This window comes from Rhodococcus sp. FG69, from assembly GCF_057808915.1.
This window is the reverse complement of the sequence record NZ_JBMDIX010000017.1, coordinates 70,232-84,120: the sequence shown is the minus strand read 5'-3', so window position 1 is coordinate 84,120 and position 13,889 is coordinate 70,232. Positions and strand designations below refer to the sequence as shown.

The 13,889-nt window shown below is 63.2% G+C and carries 14 protein-coding genes; 12 read left to right on the top strand and 2 right to left on the bottom strand.

All coding sequences use genetic code 11. The annotated features are described in order from the left end of the window. Positions 1–75: 75 nt before the first annotated feature. The 9 genes from eltD (at position 76) to ACODSO_RS15080 (ending at position 9,787) form a co-directional block, all read left to right on the top strand. On the top strand, positions 76–1,167 hold the full coding sequence (gene eltD / locus ACODSO_RS15120) for an erythritol/L-threitol dehyrogenase (protein ID WP_489037555.1): 1,092 nt from the start codon (positions 76–78) through the stop codon (positions 1,165–1,167). Positions 1,168–1,233: 66 nt separating this feature from the next. Then, positions 1,234–2,610 carry an ABC transporter substrate-binding protein gene (locus tag ACODSO_RS15115; RefSeq protein ID WP_489037600.1) on the top strand — a complete coding sequence of 459 codons (1,377 nt, stop codon included), beginning with the start codon at positions 1,234–1,236 and terminating at the stop codon, positions 2,608–2,610. Positions 2,611–2,634: 24 nt separating this feature from the next. Next, on the top strand, positions 2,635–3,582 hold the full coding sequence (locus tag ACODSO_RS15110; RefSeq protein ID WP_068370233.1) for a carbohydrate ABC transporter permease: 948 nt from the start codon (positions 2,635–2,637) through the stop codon (positions 3,580–3,582). Between the two features lies 1 nt (position 3,583). Continuing rightward, the gene (locus ACODSO_RS15105) at positions 3,584–4,450 is read left to right on the top strand and encodes a carbohydrate ABC transporter permease (RefSeq protein ID WP_068370231.1); all 867 of its coding nucleotides are present in this window, start codon (positions 3,584–3,586) and stop codon (positions 4,448–4,450) included. Beyond that, entirely contained in the window at positions 4,450–5,580 is a 1,131-nt protein-coding gene (locus tag ACODSO_RS15100) for an ABC transporter ATP-binding protein (protein WP_489037554.1), read from the top strand. Before ACODSO_RS15105 ends, ACODSO_RS15100 begins: the two co-directional genes overlap by 1 nt. Next, positions 5,581–6,705 carry an ABC transporter ATP-binding protein gene (locus tag ACODSO_RS15095; protein ID WP_489037553.1) on the top strand — a complete coding sequence of 375 codons (1,125 nt, stop codon included), beginning with the start codon at positions 5,581–5,583 and terminating at the stop codon, positions 6,703–6,705. It abuts the gene before it with no gap. A 10-nt stretch (positions 6,706–6,715) separates the two neighbouring features. After that, positions 6,716–8,446 (top strand): dihydroxyacetone kinase family protein, encoded by a 1,731-nt coding sequence (locus tag ACODSO_RS15090; RefSeq protein WP_489037552.1) that lies wholly within the window; start codon positions 6,716–6,718, stop codon positions 8,444–8,446. Next, positions 8,443–8,943 carry a ribose-5-phosphate isomerase gene (locus ACODSO_RS15085; protein WP_489037551.1) on the top strand — a complete coding sequence of 167 codons (501 nt, stop codon included), beginning with the start codon at positions 8,443–8,445 and terminating at the stop codon, positions 8,941–8,943. Before ACODSO_RS15090 ends, ACODSO_RS15085 begins: the two co-directional genes overlap by 4 nt. A gap of 97 nt (positions 8,944–9,040) precedes the next feature. Continuing rightward, on the top strand, positions 9,041–9,787 hold the full coding sequence (locus ACODSO_RS15080) for a GntR family transcriptional regulator (protein WP_489037599.1): 747 nt from the start codon (positions 9,041–9,043) through the stop codon (positions 9,785–9,787). 1 nt (position 9,788) lies between these two features. On the opposite strand, the gene ACODSO_RS15075 is transcribed toward ACODSO_RS15080, so the two are convergent. Both ACODSO_RS15075 and ACODSO_RS15070 read right to left on the bottom strand, forming a co-directional pair. Beyond that, complete coding sequence (locus ACODSO_RS15075; protein ID WP_489037550.1) at positions 9,789–10,244, bottom strand: PTS sugar transporter subunit IIA; 456 nt, start codon at positions 10,242–10,244, stop codon at positions 9,789–9,791. Between the two features lie 14 nt (positions 10,245–10,258). Beyond that, the gene (locus ACODSO_RS15070; RefSeq protein ID WP_489037549.1) at positions 10,259–10,489 is read right to left on the bottom strand and encodes a PTS sugar transporter subunit IIB; all 231 of its coding nucleotides are present in this window, start codon (positions 10,487–10,489) and stop codon (positions 10,259–10,261) included. Between the two features lie 256 nt (positions 10,490–10,745). Here ACODSO_RS15070 and ACODSO_RS15065 point away from each other — a divergent pair, with 256 nt between their 5' ends. The 3 genes from ACODSO_RS15065 to nagB are packed head-to-tail and all read left to right on the top strand — an operon-like array spanning position 10,746 to position 13,881. Beyond that, on the top strand, positions 10,746–11,903 hold the full coding sequence (locus tag ACODSO_RS15065; protein ID WP_489037598.1) for a PTS transporter subunit EIIC: 1,158 nt from the start codon (positions 10,746–10,748) through the stop codon (positions 11,901–11,903). A 14-nt stretch (positions 11,904–11,917) separates the two neighbouring features. After that, positions 11,918–13,114: an N-acetylglucosamine-6-phosphate deacetylase gene (locus ACODSO_RS15060; protein ID WP_489037597.1), complete on the top strand. Its 1,197-nt coding sequence runs from the start codon at positions 11,918–11,920 to the stop codon at positions 13,112–13,114. After that, positions 13,102–13,881, top strand: a complete 780-nt coding sequence (nagB, locus tag ACODSO_RS15055; RefSeq protein WP_489037548.1) for a glucosamine-6-phosphate deaminase — start codon at positions 13,102–13,104, stop codon at positions 13,879–13,881. The genes ACODSO_RS15060 and nagB overlap by 13 nt, the downstream gene beginning before the upstream one ends. Positions 13,882–13,889: the final 8 nt, after the last annotated feature.

Here is a 13,889-nt window from a genome sequence, read left to right as displayed (position 1 = left end):
CATCGCAACACGGCAATGTCTCACTTCACCCGCGCTGTCTGCGCGGAACGAAACTGCTGCACAAGGAGTCACACGATGTCGGAAACGACAATTCCGGAGAAGATGGCCGCAGTCGTCTGTCATGGACCCGAGGACTACCGGCTCGAAGAAGTCCCCGTTCCGGTGCCGGGGCCGGGTGAGGCGCTCGTGCGCGTCGAGGCCGTCGGGATCTGCGCGAGCGACCTCAAGTGCTACCACGGTGCCGCCAAATTCTGGGGCGACGAGAACCGTCCTGCCTGGGCAGAGACCGACGTCATTCCCGGCCACGAGTTCGTCGGCGAAATCGTCGTCATCGACGACGAGGCATCCGCCCGATGGAATGTGGGCGTAGGCGACCGGGTGGTGTCCGAGCAGATCGTGCCGTGTTGGAAGTGCCGATTCTGCCTTCGAGGCCAGTACCACATGTGCGCTCCACATGACCTGTACGGATTCAAGCGCCGCACACCCGGGGCAATGGCAAGCTACATGGTGTACCCGGCAGAAGCATTGGTGCACAAGGTATCCAAGGACATTCCACCTGCCCATGCAGCGTTCGCCGAGCCGCTCTCGTGCTCGCTGCACGCCGTCGAGCGTGCGGGCATCACGTTCGACGACGTCGTTGTGGTCGCAGGCTGCGGCCCCATCGGACTCGGCATGATCGCCGGGGCACGAGCGAAGAACCCGGCGCACGTCATCGCGCTCGACATGCAGCCCGAGAAGCTCGCGCTGGCCAAGGAATGCGGAGCCGACATCGTCATCGACATTCGCAACGAGGATGCCGAGAAGATCGTCAAGGATCTGACCGACGGTTACGGCGCCGACGTCTACCTCGAGGGAACCGGCCATCCGACCGCAGTTCCGCAGGGCCTCAACCTACTTCGCAAGCTCGGAACCTACGTCGAATACGGCGTCTTCGGTAGCGACGTCACCGTCGACTGGTCGATCATCTCCGACGACAAAGAACTCGACGTTCTCGGCGCCCACCTCGGCCCGTACTGCTGGCCGGCCGCCATCCGCATGATCGAGTCCGGTGTGCTGCCGATGGACAAGATCTGCAGCCATCAACTTCCGCTGGCCGACTTCCAGAAGGGACTCGATCTCGTCGGCACAGGCACCGAGTCCGTGAAAGTTTCGCTCATTCCGTCCTGATTCGCTCCTGCTCGACTCCCCTTGGAGACACATCACATGAGTTATCGTCAATTCTCGCGGCGGGACATGCTCCGCGCGATGGGTCTGGCAGGTGTCGCTGCGGCGTCGGTGCCGATCCTGTCCTCGTGCGGTGTCGGCGGCGCAGTGAACGCCGTCAACGGCGCGGGTGAGGTCACCGGGCCGTTCGATTGGAAGGCGGCGCAGGGAACGACGCTGAACATCCTGCAGACTCCGCATCCGTACCAGCAGTCCTTTCAGCCGCTGCTGGCCGAATTCGAACAGCTCACCGGCATCACCGTCAACGCTGACCTGGTACCCGAGGCCGACTACTTCACCAAGCTGAACACCGAACTTGCCGGGGGAACGGGCAAACACGATGTGTTCATGCTCGGTGCGTACTTCATCTGGCAGTACGGGCCGCCCGGATGGCTGGAAGACCTGGGACCGTGGCTGAAGAACAGCTCGGCCACCAGCGACGAATACGACTTCGAGGACATCTACGAAGGTCTTCGAACGTCGACGAGTTGGGACTTCGAGCAGGGCTCACCGCTCGGAACCGGCGGCCAGTGGGCACTCCCATGGGGATTCGAGAACAACGTCGTCGCATACAACAAGGCGTACTTCGACAGCAACGGCATCACGTTGCCGGATACGTTCGACAACTTCATCCAGCTGGCCATCGACCTGACCGATCGCTCGCAGAACCGATACGGCATCGCCACCCGCGGATCGAAATCGTGGGCGACCATCCATCCCGGCTTCATGACGCAGTACACCCGTGAAGGCGCGCAGGACTACGTCTTCGAGAACGGTGAGCTGCAGGCGCGGATGAACTCCGCGAAAGCCGTCGACTTCACCGAGAAGTGGATCGAGATGCAGAAGCTTGCCGGGCCGACGTCGTGGACGTCCTACGACTACCCGAACGCCACCGGCGATCTCGGTGACGGAACCGCCATGATGGTCTTCGACGCGGACAGTGCGACGTACCCCAAGAACAAGCCGGGGGCGTCGGCTCAGGCCGGCAACATCGGGTGGTACCCAGGACCTGCGGGACCGGACGGAAGCTATGCCACCAACCTGTGGACATGGTCGCTGGCGATGAACTCGATGTCGAAGAACAAGCACGCAGCCTGGCTGTTCATGCAGTGGGCAACTGGCAAGGAAGCGATGTCGAAGGCCGTACAGGGCGGCATCTACGCCGATCCGGTTCGGAAGTCGGTGTTCGACGGCGTGTTCAAGGATCAAGTCGCCGATCAGGCGGGCTACCTCGAGACCTTCGAAACCGTCATCGATCAGTCCAAGATTCAGTTCACTCCGCAGAAGAAGTTCTTCGACACCACGCAGAACTGGGCGTCGGCTCTGCAGGACATCTACGGCGGAGACGACGCGCAGTCGCGTCTCGACGGACTGGCCAAAACCAACACCTCGAAGGTGAACCTGTGAGCACATCCGAGAAAGAGGTAGGTCATGGCCACTCAGACTGAAGGAAGGCGCACGACGGACGCACCTGCTCCGAAGGCCTCCGGCAAGCCGGAAGTGCCGCGCTGGCGTCGTAGGCTGCGTCCGTACCTGCTGTCGGTTCCCGCTGTCCTGATCGTCATCGGCATTCTGTATCCGTTCTTCGTCGGCGCCTGGTATTCGTTCCTCAATTACGCTGCCGTGAACCCGAATCCGGTGTTCGTGGGGTTCGCGAACTACGTGAGTGTGCTCGGCGACGCGCAATTCTGGTCCAGTGTGCGGGTCACCGGGACGTTCGCCGTCGTTGCGACGCTCGTCGAGACGGTCATCGGTGTCATCATCGCGTTGCTTCTGAACCGATCGTCGATCGTCGGGCGCATCTTCGAGAAGGTCCTGATTCTTCCGCTGATGATCGCACCGGTGATCGCGGCGGTCGTCTGGAAGCTGATGTTCAATCCGCAGTTCGGTGTGCTGAACCACGTTCTGGGACTGGGCAATACCTTCGACTGGTTGAGCAGTCAGAACGCGCTGTTCTCAGTCATTCTCGTCGACCTGTGGATCTTCACACCCTTCGTGGCCATCCTGGTCCTCGCCGGTATCAGGTCGCTTCCGAAGGAACCTTTCGAGGCCTCCGAGGTCGATGGGGCCAGCTGGTTCTACATGTTCCGCAGGCTCATGCTTCCGATGCTGTGGCCGTACATCCTCGTCGCGGTGATCTTCCGATTCATGGACAACCTCAAGTTCTTCGATGTGCCATGGGTTCTCACCGCAGGTGGACCGGGTGTGGCGACGCGGTCGTTGCAGATCGGCGCCTTCGAGGACTCGATCATCAACCTCGACTACTCCCGCGGCAGCACCTACATGTTCCTGCTGTGGATCCTCGTGTTCATCACTGCACGCTTCCTCGTGAGCGTGCTCGGCAAAGCACAGCGGCGTGCCGCTGGAGCGGAGAACTGACATGGCCAAGGAATTGCTTCCCGGACAGCGAAGGTTCACGCCGGCGTCGATCGCAGCAGACGTCGTGCTGCTGGTGTGGTTCGTGTTCTCGCTGTTTCCGATCGTGTGGATGGTGCTCCTCGCACTCAAGACCGACGCCGAACAGACGAGTACCTACTTCTCGTTCTCCCCGACATTCGAGAATTTCGGGACGGTCCTCAGTCAGCGCGGAACCGATCTCACCAGTGTCGACTTCACATCGTCGCTGCTCACCAGCTTGATCAACTGCGGTGGCGCCGTGATCGTTTCGCTCGTCATCGGAATCCCCGCGGCCTACGCCGCCGGACGGTGGCAGTACCGTGGCAGCAACGACCTGATGTTCCAGATGCTCTCGTTCCGTTTCGCTCCCGAGCTGATGGTCATCGTCCCGCTGTTCGTCATCTACAACCAGATCGGGCTCTTCGATACCAAGGTCGGCATGATCTGGGTCCTGCAACTGGTGACGATGCCACTCGTGGTGTGGATCCTGCGGTCCTACTTCCAAGATCTTCCCGAGGATCTGGAACAAGCCGCACTTCTCGACGGCTACACCCGCACCCGCGCCTTCGTCATGGTGGCTTTGCCGCTCGTGCGCCCGGGTATCGCCGCAGCGGCTCTGCTCGCGTTCATCTTCGCGTGGAACAACTACGTCTTCCCGTTGATCCTGTCGGACAGCAACGCGAGCACGGTCACCGTCGCGATCACCAAGTACCTCGGCGGCGGCGGACAGGCCTACTACAACCTCACTGCGGCGGCGGCCGTCATCGCAGCACTCCCACCGCTGATCCTCGCGCTGACCATTCAGCGCTACCTGGTCCGCGGTCTCTCGTTCGGGGCGGTGAAATCCTGATGGCGCAGTTGGCAGTCAAGGGACTCAGCAAGAAGTACGGCAAGAAGGTCGGCATCGACGGAATCGACCTCGACATCGCGGACGGCGAATTCTTCGTGATCCTCGGGCCGTCCGGTGCGGGCAAAACCACAACGCTCAAATCCATTGCAGGGCTTGTCGATGTCGACGACGGTGCCGTGCACATCGGCGGCGAGGACATGACCGCGGTCGAGCCGTACCACCGCAACGTCGCCATGGCGTTCGAAAGCTACGCACTGTACCCGCAGAAGACCGTCTCACAGAACCTCGCGTCGCCGCTGAAGTCCGGGCGCACGGGCAAGTACAGCGAGGCAGAGCAGACCGAGCGGATCAAGTCGGTGACGACGACGCTCGGCATCGACCATCTCCTCGCGCGCTTTCCGAGGGAGCTCTCCAACGGTCAGCGGCAGCGCGTCGCTCTCGGGCGAGTGCTGGTTCGGCCGGCGGATGTCTACCTCCTCGACGAGCCGCTCTCGCATCTCGACGCGAAACTGCGCGCCGCGATGCGCGTCGAGCTACGGCAGCTCGGCGAGATGTCCAAGACGACGACGGTCTACGTCACCCACGATTACCAGGAAGCACTCGCTCTCGGGGACCGCATCGCGATTCTCCGCGAGGGTCGCGTCGTGCAGGTGGACACCCCCGAGAACATCTGGCGGACACCGGCGGACACGTTCGTCGCCAAAGCGCTCGGACAACCCGAGATCAACCTCTACGACGCGATCGTCGACGACGGAGCCTTACGAGTGCTGGGCAGCTCGCTCGAGATCCAGGTGCCGCGCGCACTCGATCTGGGCGCAGGAGATCATGCGCGGATCGGTATCCGTCCGTGTGACGTCGACGTTCTCGCCGACGCATCGAACGACCCGGGAAAGGTGAATCTCCACGGCACCGTCGTACTCGCCGAAAGGTTGGGACGTGACGTCGAGGTGTCCGTCGATCTCGGCGGAACAACCCTCATTGCACTGTCCAAGGGCGGACGGCATGTGACCGAAGGGGCGAAGGTCACCGTCTCGGTCGACGCCGTCGACATCCACATCTTCGCGGGCGCCGATGGAGGGTCCGACACCGAGAGTCGCCGACTCGGCGCCGCAGATCAGAAGGAGCAGTAGATGACTGCGACACAGACCGCGAGCCGCACCGCCGTCGCACAGAGCTTGACGCTCGACAAGCTGGTCAAGACCTATTCCTCCCGGGGACGAGAGGAGTTCAAGGCAGTCAAGGGGATCGATCTGTCCATCGAGCCTGGCGAACTTGTCGCGCTGCTGGGTCCGTCGGGCTGCGGCAAGACGACGACGCTGCGAATGATCGCTGGGTTGGAGACTGTCACGAGTGGGCAGATTCGGATCGGCGATCGCACGATTACCGATCTACCGCCGGGCAAGCGTGAGGTCGGCGTCGGATTCGAGAGCTACGCGCTCTACCCGCCGCTGTCGATCCGCGAGAACTTGGCGTACGGACTGAAAGCGCGCAAGGTCAAGGATGCAGGCGCGCTGGTGGATGCGATCGCTCAGCGACTCGAGATGCAGGATCTGATGGATCTGCGTCCGGCCGGACTGTCGAGCGGACAGAAGCAGCGTGTCGCATTGGCGCGAGCACTCGTCCGCAACCCACCGGTTCTCCTGCTCGACGAGCCCCTCTCGCATCTCGATGCTTCGGCGCGTCAACGTGTTCGACGCGAACTCAAGATGCTCCAGCGCGAATTCGGCTACACGACGATCGTCGTCACCCACGACCAAGTGGAGGCGCTGAGCCTCGCCGACCGCCTCGCCGTGATGGACGGCGGCGTCATCCAGCAGTTCGGGACACCCGACGAGGTCTTCGACGACCCCGCCAACCTGTTCGTCGCCGGCTTCGTCGGCGAACCACAGATCAACGTGCTCGACGGTGTTCTGCGCCGGGACGGCGACACAACGGTCGTCGAGATCGGCGGTGGGACGCTGAAGGTCGACGTCCTCGATGTCGCCGACGGAACCGAGGTCAAGATCGGCATCAGACCGCAGGACGCGTCGATCGTCCCCGGTGTCGCCGCTCCCGGGCAGATCTCGGCGTCGGTGGAGTACTTCGAACATCTGATGGAGTTCGGGCAGGCCAAGACTTCCGTTGCCGGTGGCGGGTCACTGCTCATCCAGACTCCCGCACGCGATCACTACCGCCCCCATGACCGCTGCGCGCTCACCGCTCCGGCGAGCAGGATCTACCTGTTCGACCGTGAGTCCGGCCTCCGCCTTCGATAGAGGATCTGCCATGACTCGATTGTTCAACGATCCAGCGACCTTCACCGAGGACATGCTGGAGGGATTTCTCGACGCCAACTCGCGCTACGTCGTCGGGGTACCCGGCGGGGTCGTGCGCGCGGCGTCGACTCCCGAGGGGAAGGCCACCGTCGTCGTCGGCGGCGGCTCCGGCCACTACCCGGCCTTCTGCGGTGTCGTCGGACGCGGTTTCGCGGACGGCGCGGTCGTCGGCAACATTTTCACCTCGCCCTCGGCCGACGACGCAGCGTCGGTGGCACGTGCCGTCGACAACGGTGGCGGGGTGTTGTTGACGACCGGCAACTACGCCGGTGACGTCATGAATTTCGGCCTCGCAGTACAGAAGCTTCGATCCGAGGGGATCGACGCCAGGTATCTCGCGGTCACCGACGACATCGCCAGCGCGCCGCTCGATCAGATCGAGAAGCGACGAGGCATCGCGGGCGACTTCACCGTGTTCCGGTGCGCATCTGCCGCTGCCGACTTCGGTTACCCGATGGACGATGTCGAGCGCGTTGGAATTGCCGCGAACGATGCCACCCGGACCCTCGGCGTCGCCTTCGACGGGTGCACCATGCCCGGTGCAGGCGATCCGTTGTTCTCGGTCGACACAGGCACGATGGGACTGGGCCTCGGCATCCACGGCGAGCCGGGTGTGTCCTCGCACGAGATGCCCACTGCCGCTGAACTTGCCGATCTCCTTGTCGATGGAGTGCTGGTAGAGAAGCCTTCCGGCAGCAGCGACAGGATCGCTGTCATCCTCAACGGACTCGGCCGCACCAAGTACGAGGAGCTGTTCGTCGTATGGCAGACGGTGGCGCGCCGCCTGCGCGAAGCCGGCTACACCGTCGTCGATCCGGAGGTCGGGGAGCTCGTGACGAGCCTCGACATGGCCGGATGCTCGTTGACGATCATGTGGCTCGACGACGAGCTGGAACGGTTCTGGACCGCACCGGCCGACACTCCGGCCTATCGAAAAGGTGTCGTGGCCGCCGATGGCGGTGAGCGCAGGTCGGCATCGATCGCGGCCGCTGCCGGAGCGGACACGCTGCCGGACTCCGACGAGTCCTCGCGCGAGTGCGCCCGCTTCGTCCTGAAGTCGCTGGATGGGCTGGCAGAACGAATGGTCTCGGCAGAAGACGAACTCGGCCGCATCGACGCAGTTGCGGGCGACGGCGATCACGGACGCGGAATGGTCAAGGGAACTGCAGCTGCTCGGCTCGCGGCACGCGATGCGGCCGATCGGCAGGGAGGCACCGGCTCGGTGTTGGCTGCGGCGGGCTCGGCGTGGGCGGCCAAGGCGGGTGGAACATCCGGCGTCTTGTGGGGTGCTGCCCTGACAGCGATCGGAAACAGACTCGGTAACAACGGAACCCCCGGCGACACCGATGTGGCGGAGGCTCTGCGGGCCGGATACTCCGCACTCACGTCACTCGGGGGTGCCTCGCTCGGAGACAAGACGATGCTCGATGCCCTCGATCCGTTCGTCGGCGCCGTCGAGACATCGGTGGCGTCCGGAAAAGACTGGCGATCGGCCTGGTCCGATGCTGTGGCAGTCGCGCAGAAAGCCGCCGTCGACACGGCGGAACTAAGCCCCAAGGTAGGCCGCGCTCGACCGCTCGCCGAGCGCAGTGTCGGTACCCCCGATGCAGGCGCGGTGTCGATGGCCATGAGCGTCGCTACCGTCGCCGGACTCTTCACGAACCAAGGAATCGCATCATGAGCAAACTCCGTATCGTCGTCGGTTGCGACGACGCAGGTCTGCAGTACAAGCAGGCGCTGCTGGCCGACCTCGAGAAGGACGATCGCGTGGAATCGGTCGCCGATGTCGGCGTCGGCGACGACGAGCACACCGCCTACCCACACGTTGCCGTCACCGCGGCACGCATGATCGCCGACGGCACCGCCGACCGGGCGCTCCTGGTTTGCGGTACCGGGCTCGGAGTTGCCATCAGCGCCAACAAGGTTCCGGGGATCCGCGCCGTCACCGCGCACGACAGCTTCTCCGTCGAACGCGCTGTTCTCAGCAACGACGCGCAGGTGCTGTGCATGGGGCAGCGAGTCATCGGTATCGAGCTCGCGCGCAGGTTGGCCAAGGAGTGGCTCGGGTACACCTTCGATCCGGAGTCGGCCTCGGCAGCGAAAGTGGCGGCAATCGGTGAGTACGAAACCGGGGCGCTCGCCACTGCCGAGGATGTGGCCAAGGCGGTGTGCGACTGACTTCTCCCGGAACTTCGCAGATGTGACGTATCCTTCGGGTTGGATCGGACCAGTCCGTACCGCTGGTTCGGCGAATGACCGGAAGGTGAGCGCCGTGGTGATGCCCGTACACCTGAGGGACAGTCAGATCCCGAAGCACGAACAGCTCCGTGCAATTCTGCTGCATCGCTGCACGAAAGAGCTTCAACCCGGGGATCTGATGCCGAGCGAGCGGCGGCTGATGGAGGACTACGGGGTCAGTCGAATCACCGTTCGCGAGGCTATTGGGCAGCTCGTCAACGACGGGCACCTGGTGCGTGTGCGTGGCAAAGGCACCTTCGTTGCCAGTCGAACGGTTCAGTCGAGGCTGCATCTGGCGTCGTTCTCGGAAGAGATGCGAGCGCAAGGCTTGACACCGACGACCGTAGTTCTGTTCGCGCGACTGGACAAGCCTTCTCCTGCCACATCTCGTGCGCTCGGCCTGGCGGCGGATGATCAGGCCTATCACGTCAAACGGCTACGACTCGCCGACGGTGAACCTGTCAGCGTCGACGACGGATGGTTTCACGCTGCACGGTTGCCCGGTCTCACCGAACATGACCTGAGCAAGTCCGTCTACGAGGCTGTGCACACCTACTACGGCCTGACGATCGAACGCGCCGAGCAAACAGTCAAGGCAACTGCGGCGGACAGTGACACCGCAACGCTTCTGGGCACCAAACGTGGTGCGCCCGTGCTGTATTTCGATCGCGTGTCTTTCAGCGGAGACGAGCCCATCGAGCACACCGAGAGTTGGTACCGATGCGATCGATACCAACTTTCGATGGAGGTCGAAGGGCAGCGGCGAACCGCGCACCGTCGCTGATCTAGGGAAGGTCGAACAGTGCCTCTCCTGCCGTAACGGTGGTGCCGACGGCCGCGGTGGTCACCGTGTTCGGCTTCGTGTCCATGACGACGACCGGAATGACGTCCGAGTACCCTGCCGCGGCGATCGCTGCGGGGTCGTAGTCGAGAACCAAGTCCCCGGCCTGTACTCGATCACCCTCTGCGGCAACGAGTGCGAATCCTTCGCCTCTCATCTTCACGGTATCGATGCCGATGTGCACGAGTACACCCGCCTTGGCGTCGGTGAACACGACGAACGCGTGCGGATGAAGCTTGAGGATCTTCCCCGCCACCGGCGAGCGAACTTCGATTCGCCCCGCGGAGGCAGCGGGTCGAAGTGCGACGCCCGATCCCACCATCTGCGCCGCGAACACCGGATCCGGTACCTCGCCCAGTGCGAGTACCTCACCGTCGACGGGGCTGAGAATCGTGGTCACAGGGGCTTCCGATTTCACAGAATGTCCTCGATGTCCTCGGCGAGGGTGTCGGCCTCGGGCCCGACGATCACCTGAACGGCCGTGCCCTTGTGGAACACCCCGTGGGCGCCGGCGGCCTTGAGTGCTGCCTCGTCGACCAGCGCTCCGTCCTTCACCTCGGTCCGCAGCCGGGTGATACATGCTTCGATCTCGACGATGTTGTCGGCGCCGCCGAGTCCTTCGACGATCGCGTCCGCTTTGGACATCTTCAGTTCCCGCTTTCTGTCGGCTGAGTCACATGGCCGGGTTGACACGAGCCCTTCACCTGGCCAAACTACAACTGGTAATGACCGGACAGTACCCCTCGCGGCGTTCGGCCACAACAGATGTTTCCCCTGCCGTCGAAGACCGAGAAGAAGGTCACCCATGACCACGAAGAGTTCCACGTCGGGTTCGACCCCCGACGAAGCCAAGAAGGAATCCCGCTCACTCGCCGGGCTTCAGCGTTTCGGTCGGAGCCTCATGCTCCCGATCGCGGTACTGCCCGCCGCGGGCATCCTGCTGCGTCTGGGGCAAGACGATCTACTCGGTCGCTTCAGCTCGATGGAAACCGCAGCTTCGGTCATTTCGGCGGCAGGTCAGTCCGTGTTCACATGGCTGCCGCTGATCTTCGCGGTCGGTATCGCGATCGGCTGGGCCAAGAAGTCCGACGGCTCGACAGCCCTCGCCGCAGTCGTCGGGTACATGGTCATGAACGGTGTTTTCGAGGCGATGTCGCCGGTTGTCCTGGAAGGAAAGGTCGACGCCAACGGTGACCCCGCCGTCATCAACTACGGTGTCCTGGCGGGCATCGTCATCGGCTTGCTCTCGGCAATCCTGTGGCAGCGCTTCTACCGTCAGAAGCTGCCGGACTACCTCGGTTTCTTCGCCGGGCGACGCCTCGTACCGATCCTGACGGCCATCACCGGACTCGTTGTCGCCGTTCTGATGTCGTTCGTGTATCCACTGTTCTACAGCGCTCTCAACTGGGTCGGTACCACCGTTGCAGACAACAGTGTCCTCGGCGGCGGAATCTACGGCTTCGCCAACCGCATGCTCATTCCGACCGGACTTCACCACATCCTGAACTCCGTCGTGTGGTTCCTCGTGGGGGACTACCAGGATGCGAGCGGTCAGGTGGTACGCGGCGACCTCAACCGGTTCTTCGCCGGTGACCCGTCCGCTGGAGTATTCATGACCGGGTTCTTTCCGATCATGATGTTCGCCCTCCCCGCAGCAGCATTTGCGATCTACCGCAACGCAAAGCCGTCGCAGAAGAAGTTGGTCGGCGGCATCATGCTGTCCACCGGTCTGACCGCCTTCGTCACCGGTATCACCGAGCCGCTCGAGTACGCGTTCATGTTCGTGGCCTGGCCGCTGTACATCATCCACGCATTCCTGACCGGCACCTCGATGGCACTCGTCAACGCATTGGGGATACACGACGGATTCTTCTTCTCCGCCGGAGCTATCGACTACATCCTCAATTTCGGAATCGCCACCAAGGCATGGCTTCTCATCCCCATCGGGCTCGTCTACGCCTTGATCTACTACTTCCTGTTCAGCTTCGTCATCAAGAAGTGGAATCTGCGCACCCCGGGCCGCGAAGACGACGAGCCCGCCGACACCACGAAAGCATGACAGTCGCGGTGAGTATGACGCTGCGTGGTCGAGTCGTCTCTGTCGACAGCGTTGTCGAGGACGGTGTCGTCGTGGTCGAAGGCGACAGGATCTCGTGGGTTGGCCCGGCCTGTTCGGCACCGGGACAGATTCCACCGCACTCCGGCTCGACCATCCTCCCCGGGCTGGTCGACGTGCACTGTCATGGCGGTGCCGGCGCGAGCTTTCCGGATTCAGGTAGCGCAGACCTGATGACTGCCGTTCGGCATCACCGCGCACGCGGCACGACGACCATGCTGGCCTCGCTCGTATCGGCACCGGCCGACAGACTGATCGCGCAGACATCGTTGTTGGCCGATCTGTATCACAGCGGCGACATCGCCGGGGTGCACGTCGAAGGGCCGTTCTTGTCCTCGGCGAGATGCGGTGCACAGGATCCGAATTCGCTCCGCGCAGGGGATCCCGGCTTGCTACGGGACATTCTCGACGCCGGCAGAGGTGCGGTGAAGTCGATGACCCTCGCTCCCGAGATCGACGGTTTCGATCGTATCGGCGATGCGCTGCGTGAACACGGGGTACTGCCCAGCATCGGCCACACCGACGCCGATGCGCTGACGACCCGCCGAGGCATCGAGGCTCTCGGCGAGGGTCCGATCAGCGCAACGCACCTGTTCAACGGCATGCCTACCTGGCACCACCGAGCGCCGGGACCGGTCAGTGAATGCTTGGCCGCAGCGGCGAAAGGTCGGATCGTGCTCGAATTGATAGGAGACGGAGTGCATCTCGCCGACGAGACTGTCCGGGCCGTATTCGATCTCGTCGGTGGCGAGCGCATCGCGCTGGTCTCCGACGCCATGGCTGCCGCGGGAATGAGTGACGGTCGATATCGGTTGGGGCCGCTGGAGGTCACGGTTCGAGGATCTGTCGCTCGATTGTCACGCGAGGGCGATGATGGTGGCACGGATCAGGACGCGAATCCTATTGCGGGCGGAACGTCCACAGTGCTGGACCTTGTTCGCCGCGCGGTAGTGAACGCGGGTGTTCCACTGGCCGAGGCAGTGCGAGCCGGGTCGTCGACTCCTGCGTCGCTGATCGGTGTGGGACACGAAATCGGTATGCTCGCAACTGGGTTCGTCGCGGACATCCTCGTCGTCGACGCAGCTTTCGAGTCGGTACAGGTAATTCGCCGCGGTGAGCGTATACAGAGGGAGGCGGCGTCGTGGAGGTCGTGATTTCGAGTAGTGCCGAGCAAGTCGATCGCCTCGCCGCGGACATCGTCGAACACGTCGTTCGGAGCGGCCCCGCCGTTCTCGGGCTGGCAACGGGTTCGTCGCCGGTGGGTACGTATCGTGAGCTGTCGAGGCGACATCGCGAGAACGGCCTCTCGTTCGCACAATGTCGTGCATTTCTGCTGGACGAATACATCGGTGTGCCCAGGGCTGCCGAGCAATCTTACTTCGCGTTCATTCGCGACAACTTCGTCGATCATGTCGATCTCGACGATACTGCGGTGTACTCGCCCGACGGCGAAGCGGACGACATCGCGAGCGAGGCGCAGCGGTACGACGCGGCTATCGCCGAGGCCGGGGGAGTGGATGTACAGATCCTCGGCATCGGTACCGACGGACACATCGGTTTCAACGAGCCGGGTTCTTCGCTTCGGTCGAGGACACGAGTCAAGACACTCACCGAGCAGACGCGTGCGGACAACGCCCGGTTCTTCGACTCCTCGGACGAGGTGCCGCACCATGTGCTCACTCAGGGGCTCGGCACGATCGGTGAAGCGCGGCACCTGGTTCTGATCGCAACGGGAGAGTCGAAAGCGAATGCCGTTGCCGCAGCAGTCGAAGGTCCGCTGTCCGCGTTCTGTCCGGCGTCCGTCATCCAATGGCATCCGCATGTGAGCGTGCTGCTGGACGACGACTCGGCGTCGGCGCTGGCTCTCGCGGACTATTACCGATATGCGTACGCGAGCAAGCCACATTGGCAGCGACTCTGAGCGATACT

What these genes read in the sequence shown, in the direction of transcription:
- ACODSO_RS15110 (WP_068370233.1), top strand. Translation starts at nt 2,635, where the DNA reads ATGGCCACTCAGACTGAAGGAAGGCGCACGACGGACGCACCTGCTCCG.
- ACODSO_RS15115 (WP_489037600.1), top strand. Translation starts at nt 1,234, where the DNA reads ATGCTCCGCGCGATGGGTCTGGCAGGTGTCGCTGCGGCGTCGGTGCCG.
- ACODSO_RS15100 (WP_489037554.1), top strand. Translation starts at nt 4,450, where the DNA reads ATGGCGCAGTTGGCAGTCAAGGGACTCAGCAAGAAGTACGGCAAGAAG.
- eltD (WP_489037555.1), top strand. Translation starts at nt 76, where the DNA reads ATGTCGGAAACGACAATTCCGGAGAAGATGGCCGCAGTCGTCTGTCAT.
- ACODSO_RS15065 (WP_489037598.1), top strand. Translation starts at nt 10,746, where the DNA reads ATGCTCCCGATCGCGGTACTGCCCGCCGCGGGCATCCTGCTGCGTCTG.
- ACODSO_RS15060 (WP_489037597.1), top strand. Translation starts at nt 11,918, where the DNA reads ATGACGCTGCGTGGTCGAGTCGTCTCTGTCGACAGCGTTGTCGAGGAC.
- ACODSO_RS15090 (WP_489037552.1), top strand. Translation starts at nt 6,716, where the DNA reads ATGACTCGATTGTTCAACGATCCAGCGACCTTCACCGAGGACATGCTG.
- ACODSO_RS15105 (WP_068370231.1), top strand. Translation starts at nt 3,584, where the DNA reads ATGGCCAAGGAATTGCTTCCCGGACAGCGAAGGTTCACGCCGGCGTCG.
- ACODSO_RS15070 (WP_489037549.1), bottom strand. Translation starts at nt 10,489, where the DNA reads ATGTCCAAAGCGGACGCGATCGTCGAAGGACTCGGCGGCGCCGACAAC.
- ACODSO_RS15095 (WP_489037553.1), top strand. Translation starts at nt 5,581, where the DNA reads ATGACTGCGACACAGACCGCGAGCCGCACCGCCGTCGCACAGAGCTTG.
- ACODSO_RS15085 (WP_489037551.1), top strand. Translation starts at nt 8,443, where the DNA reads ATGAGCAAACTCCGTATCGTCGTCGGTTGCGACGACGCAGGTCTGCAG.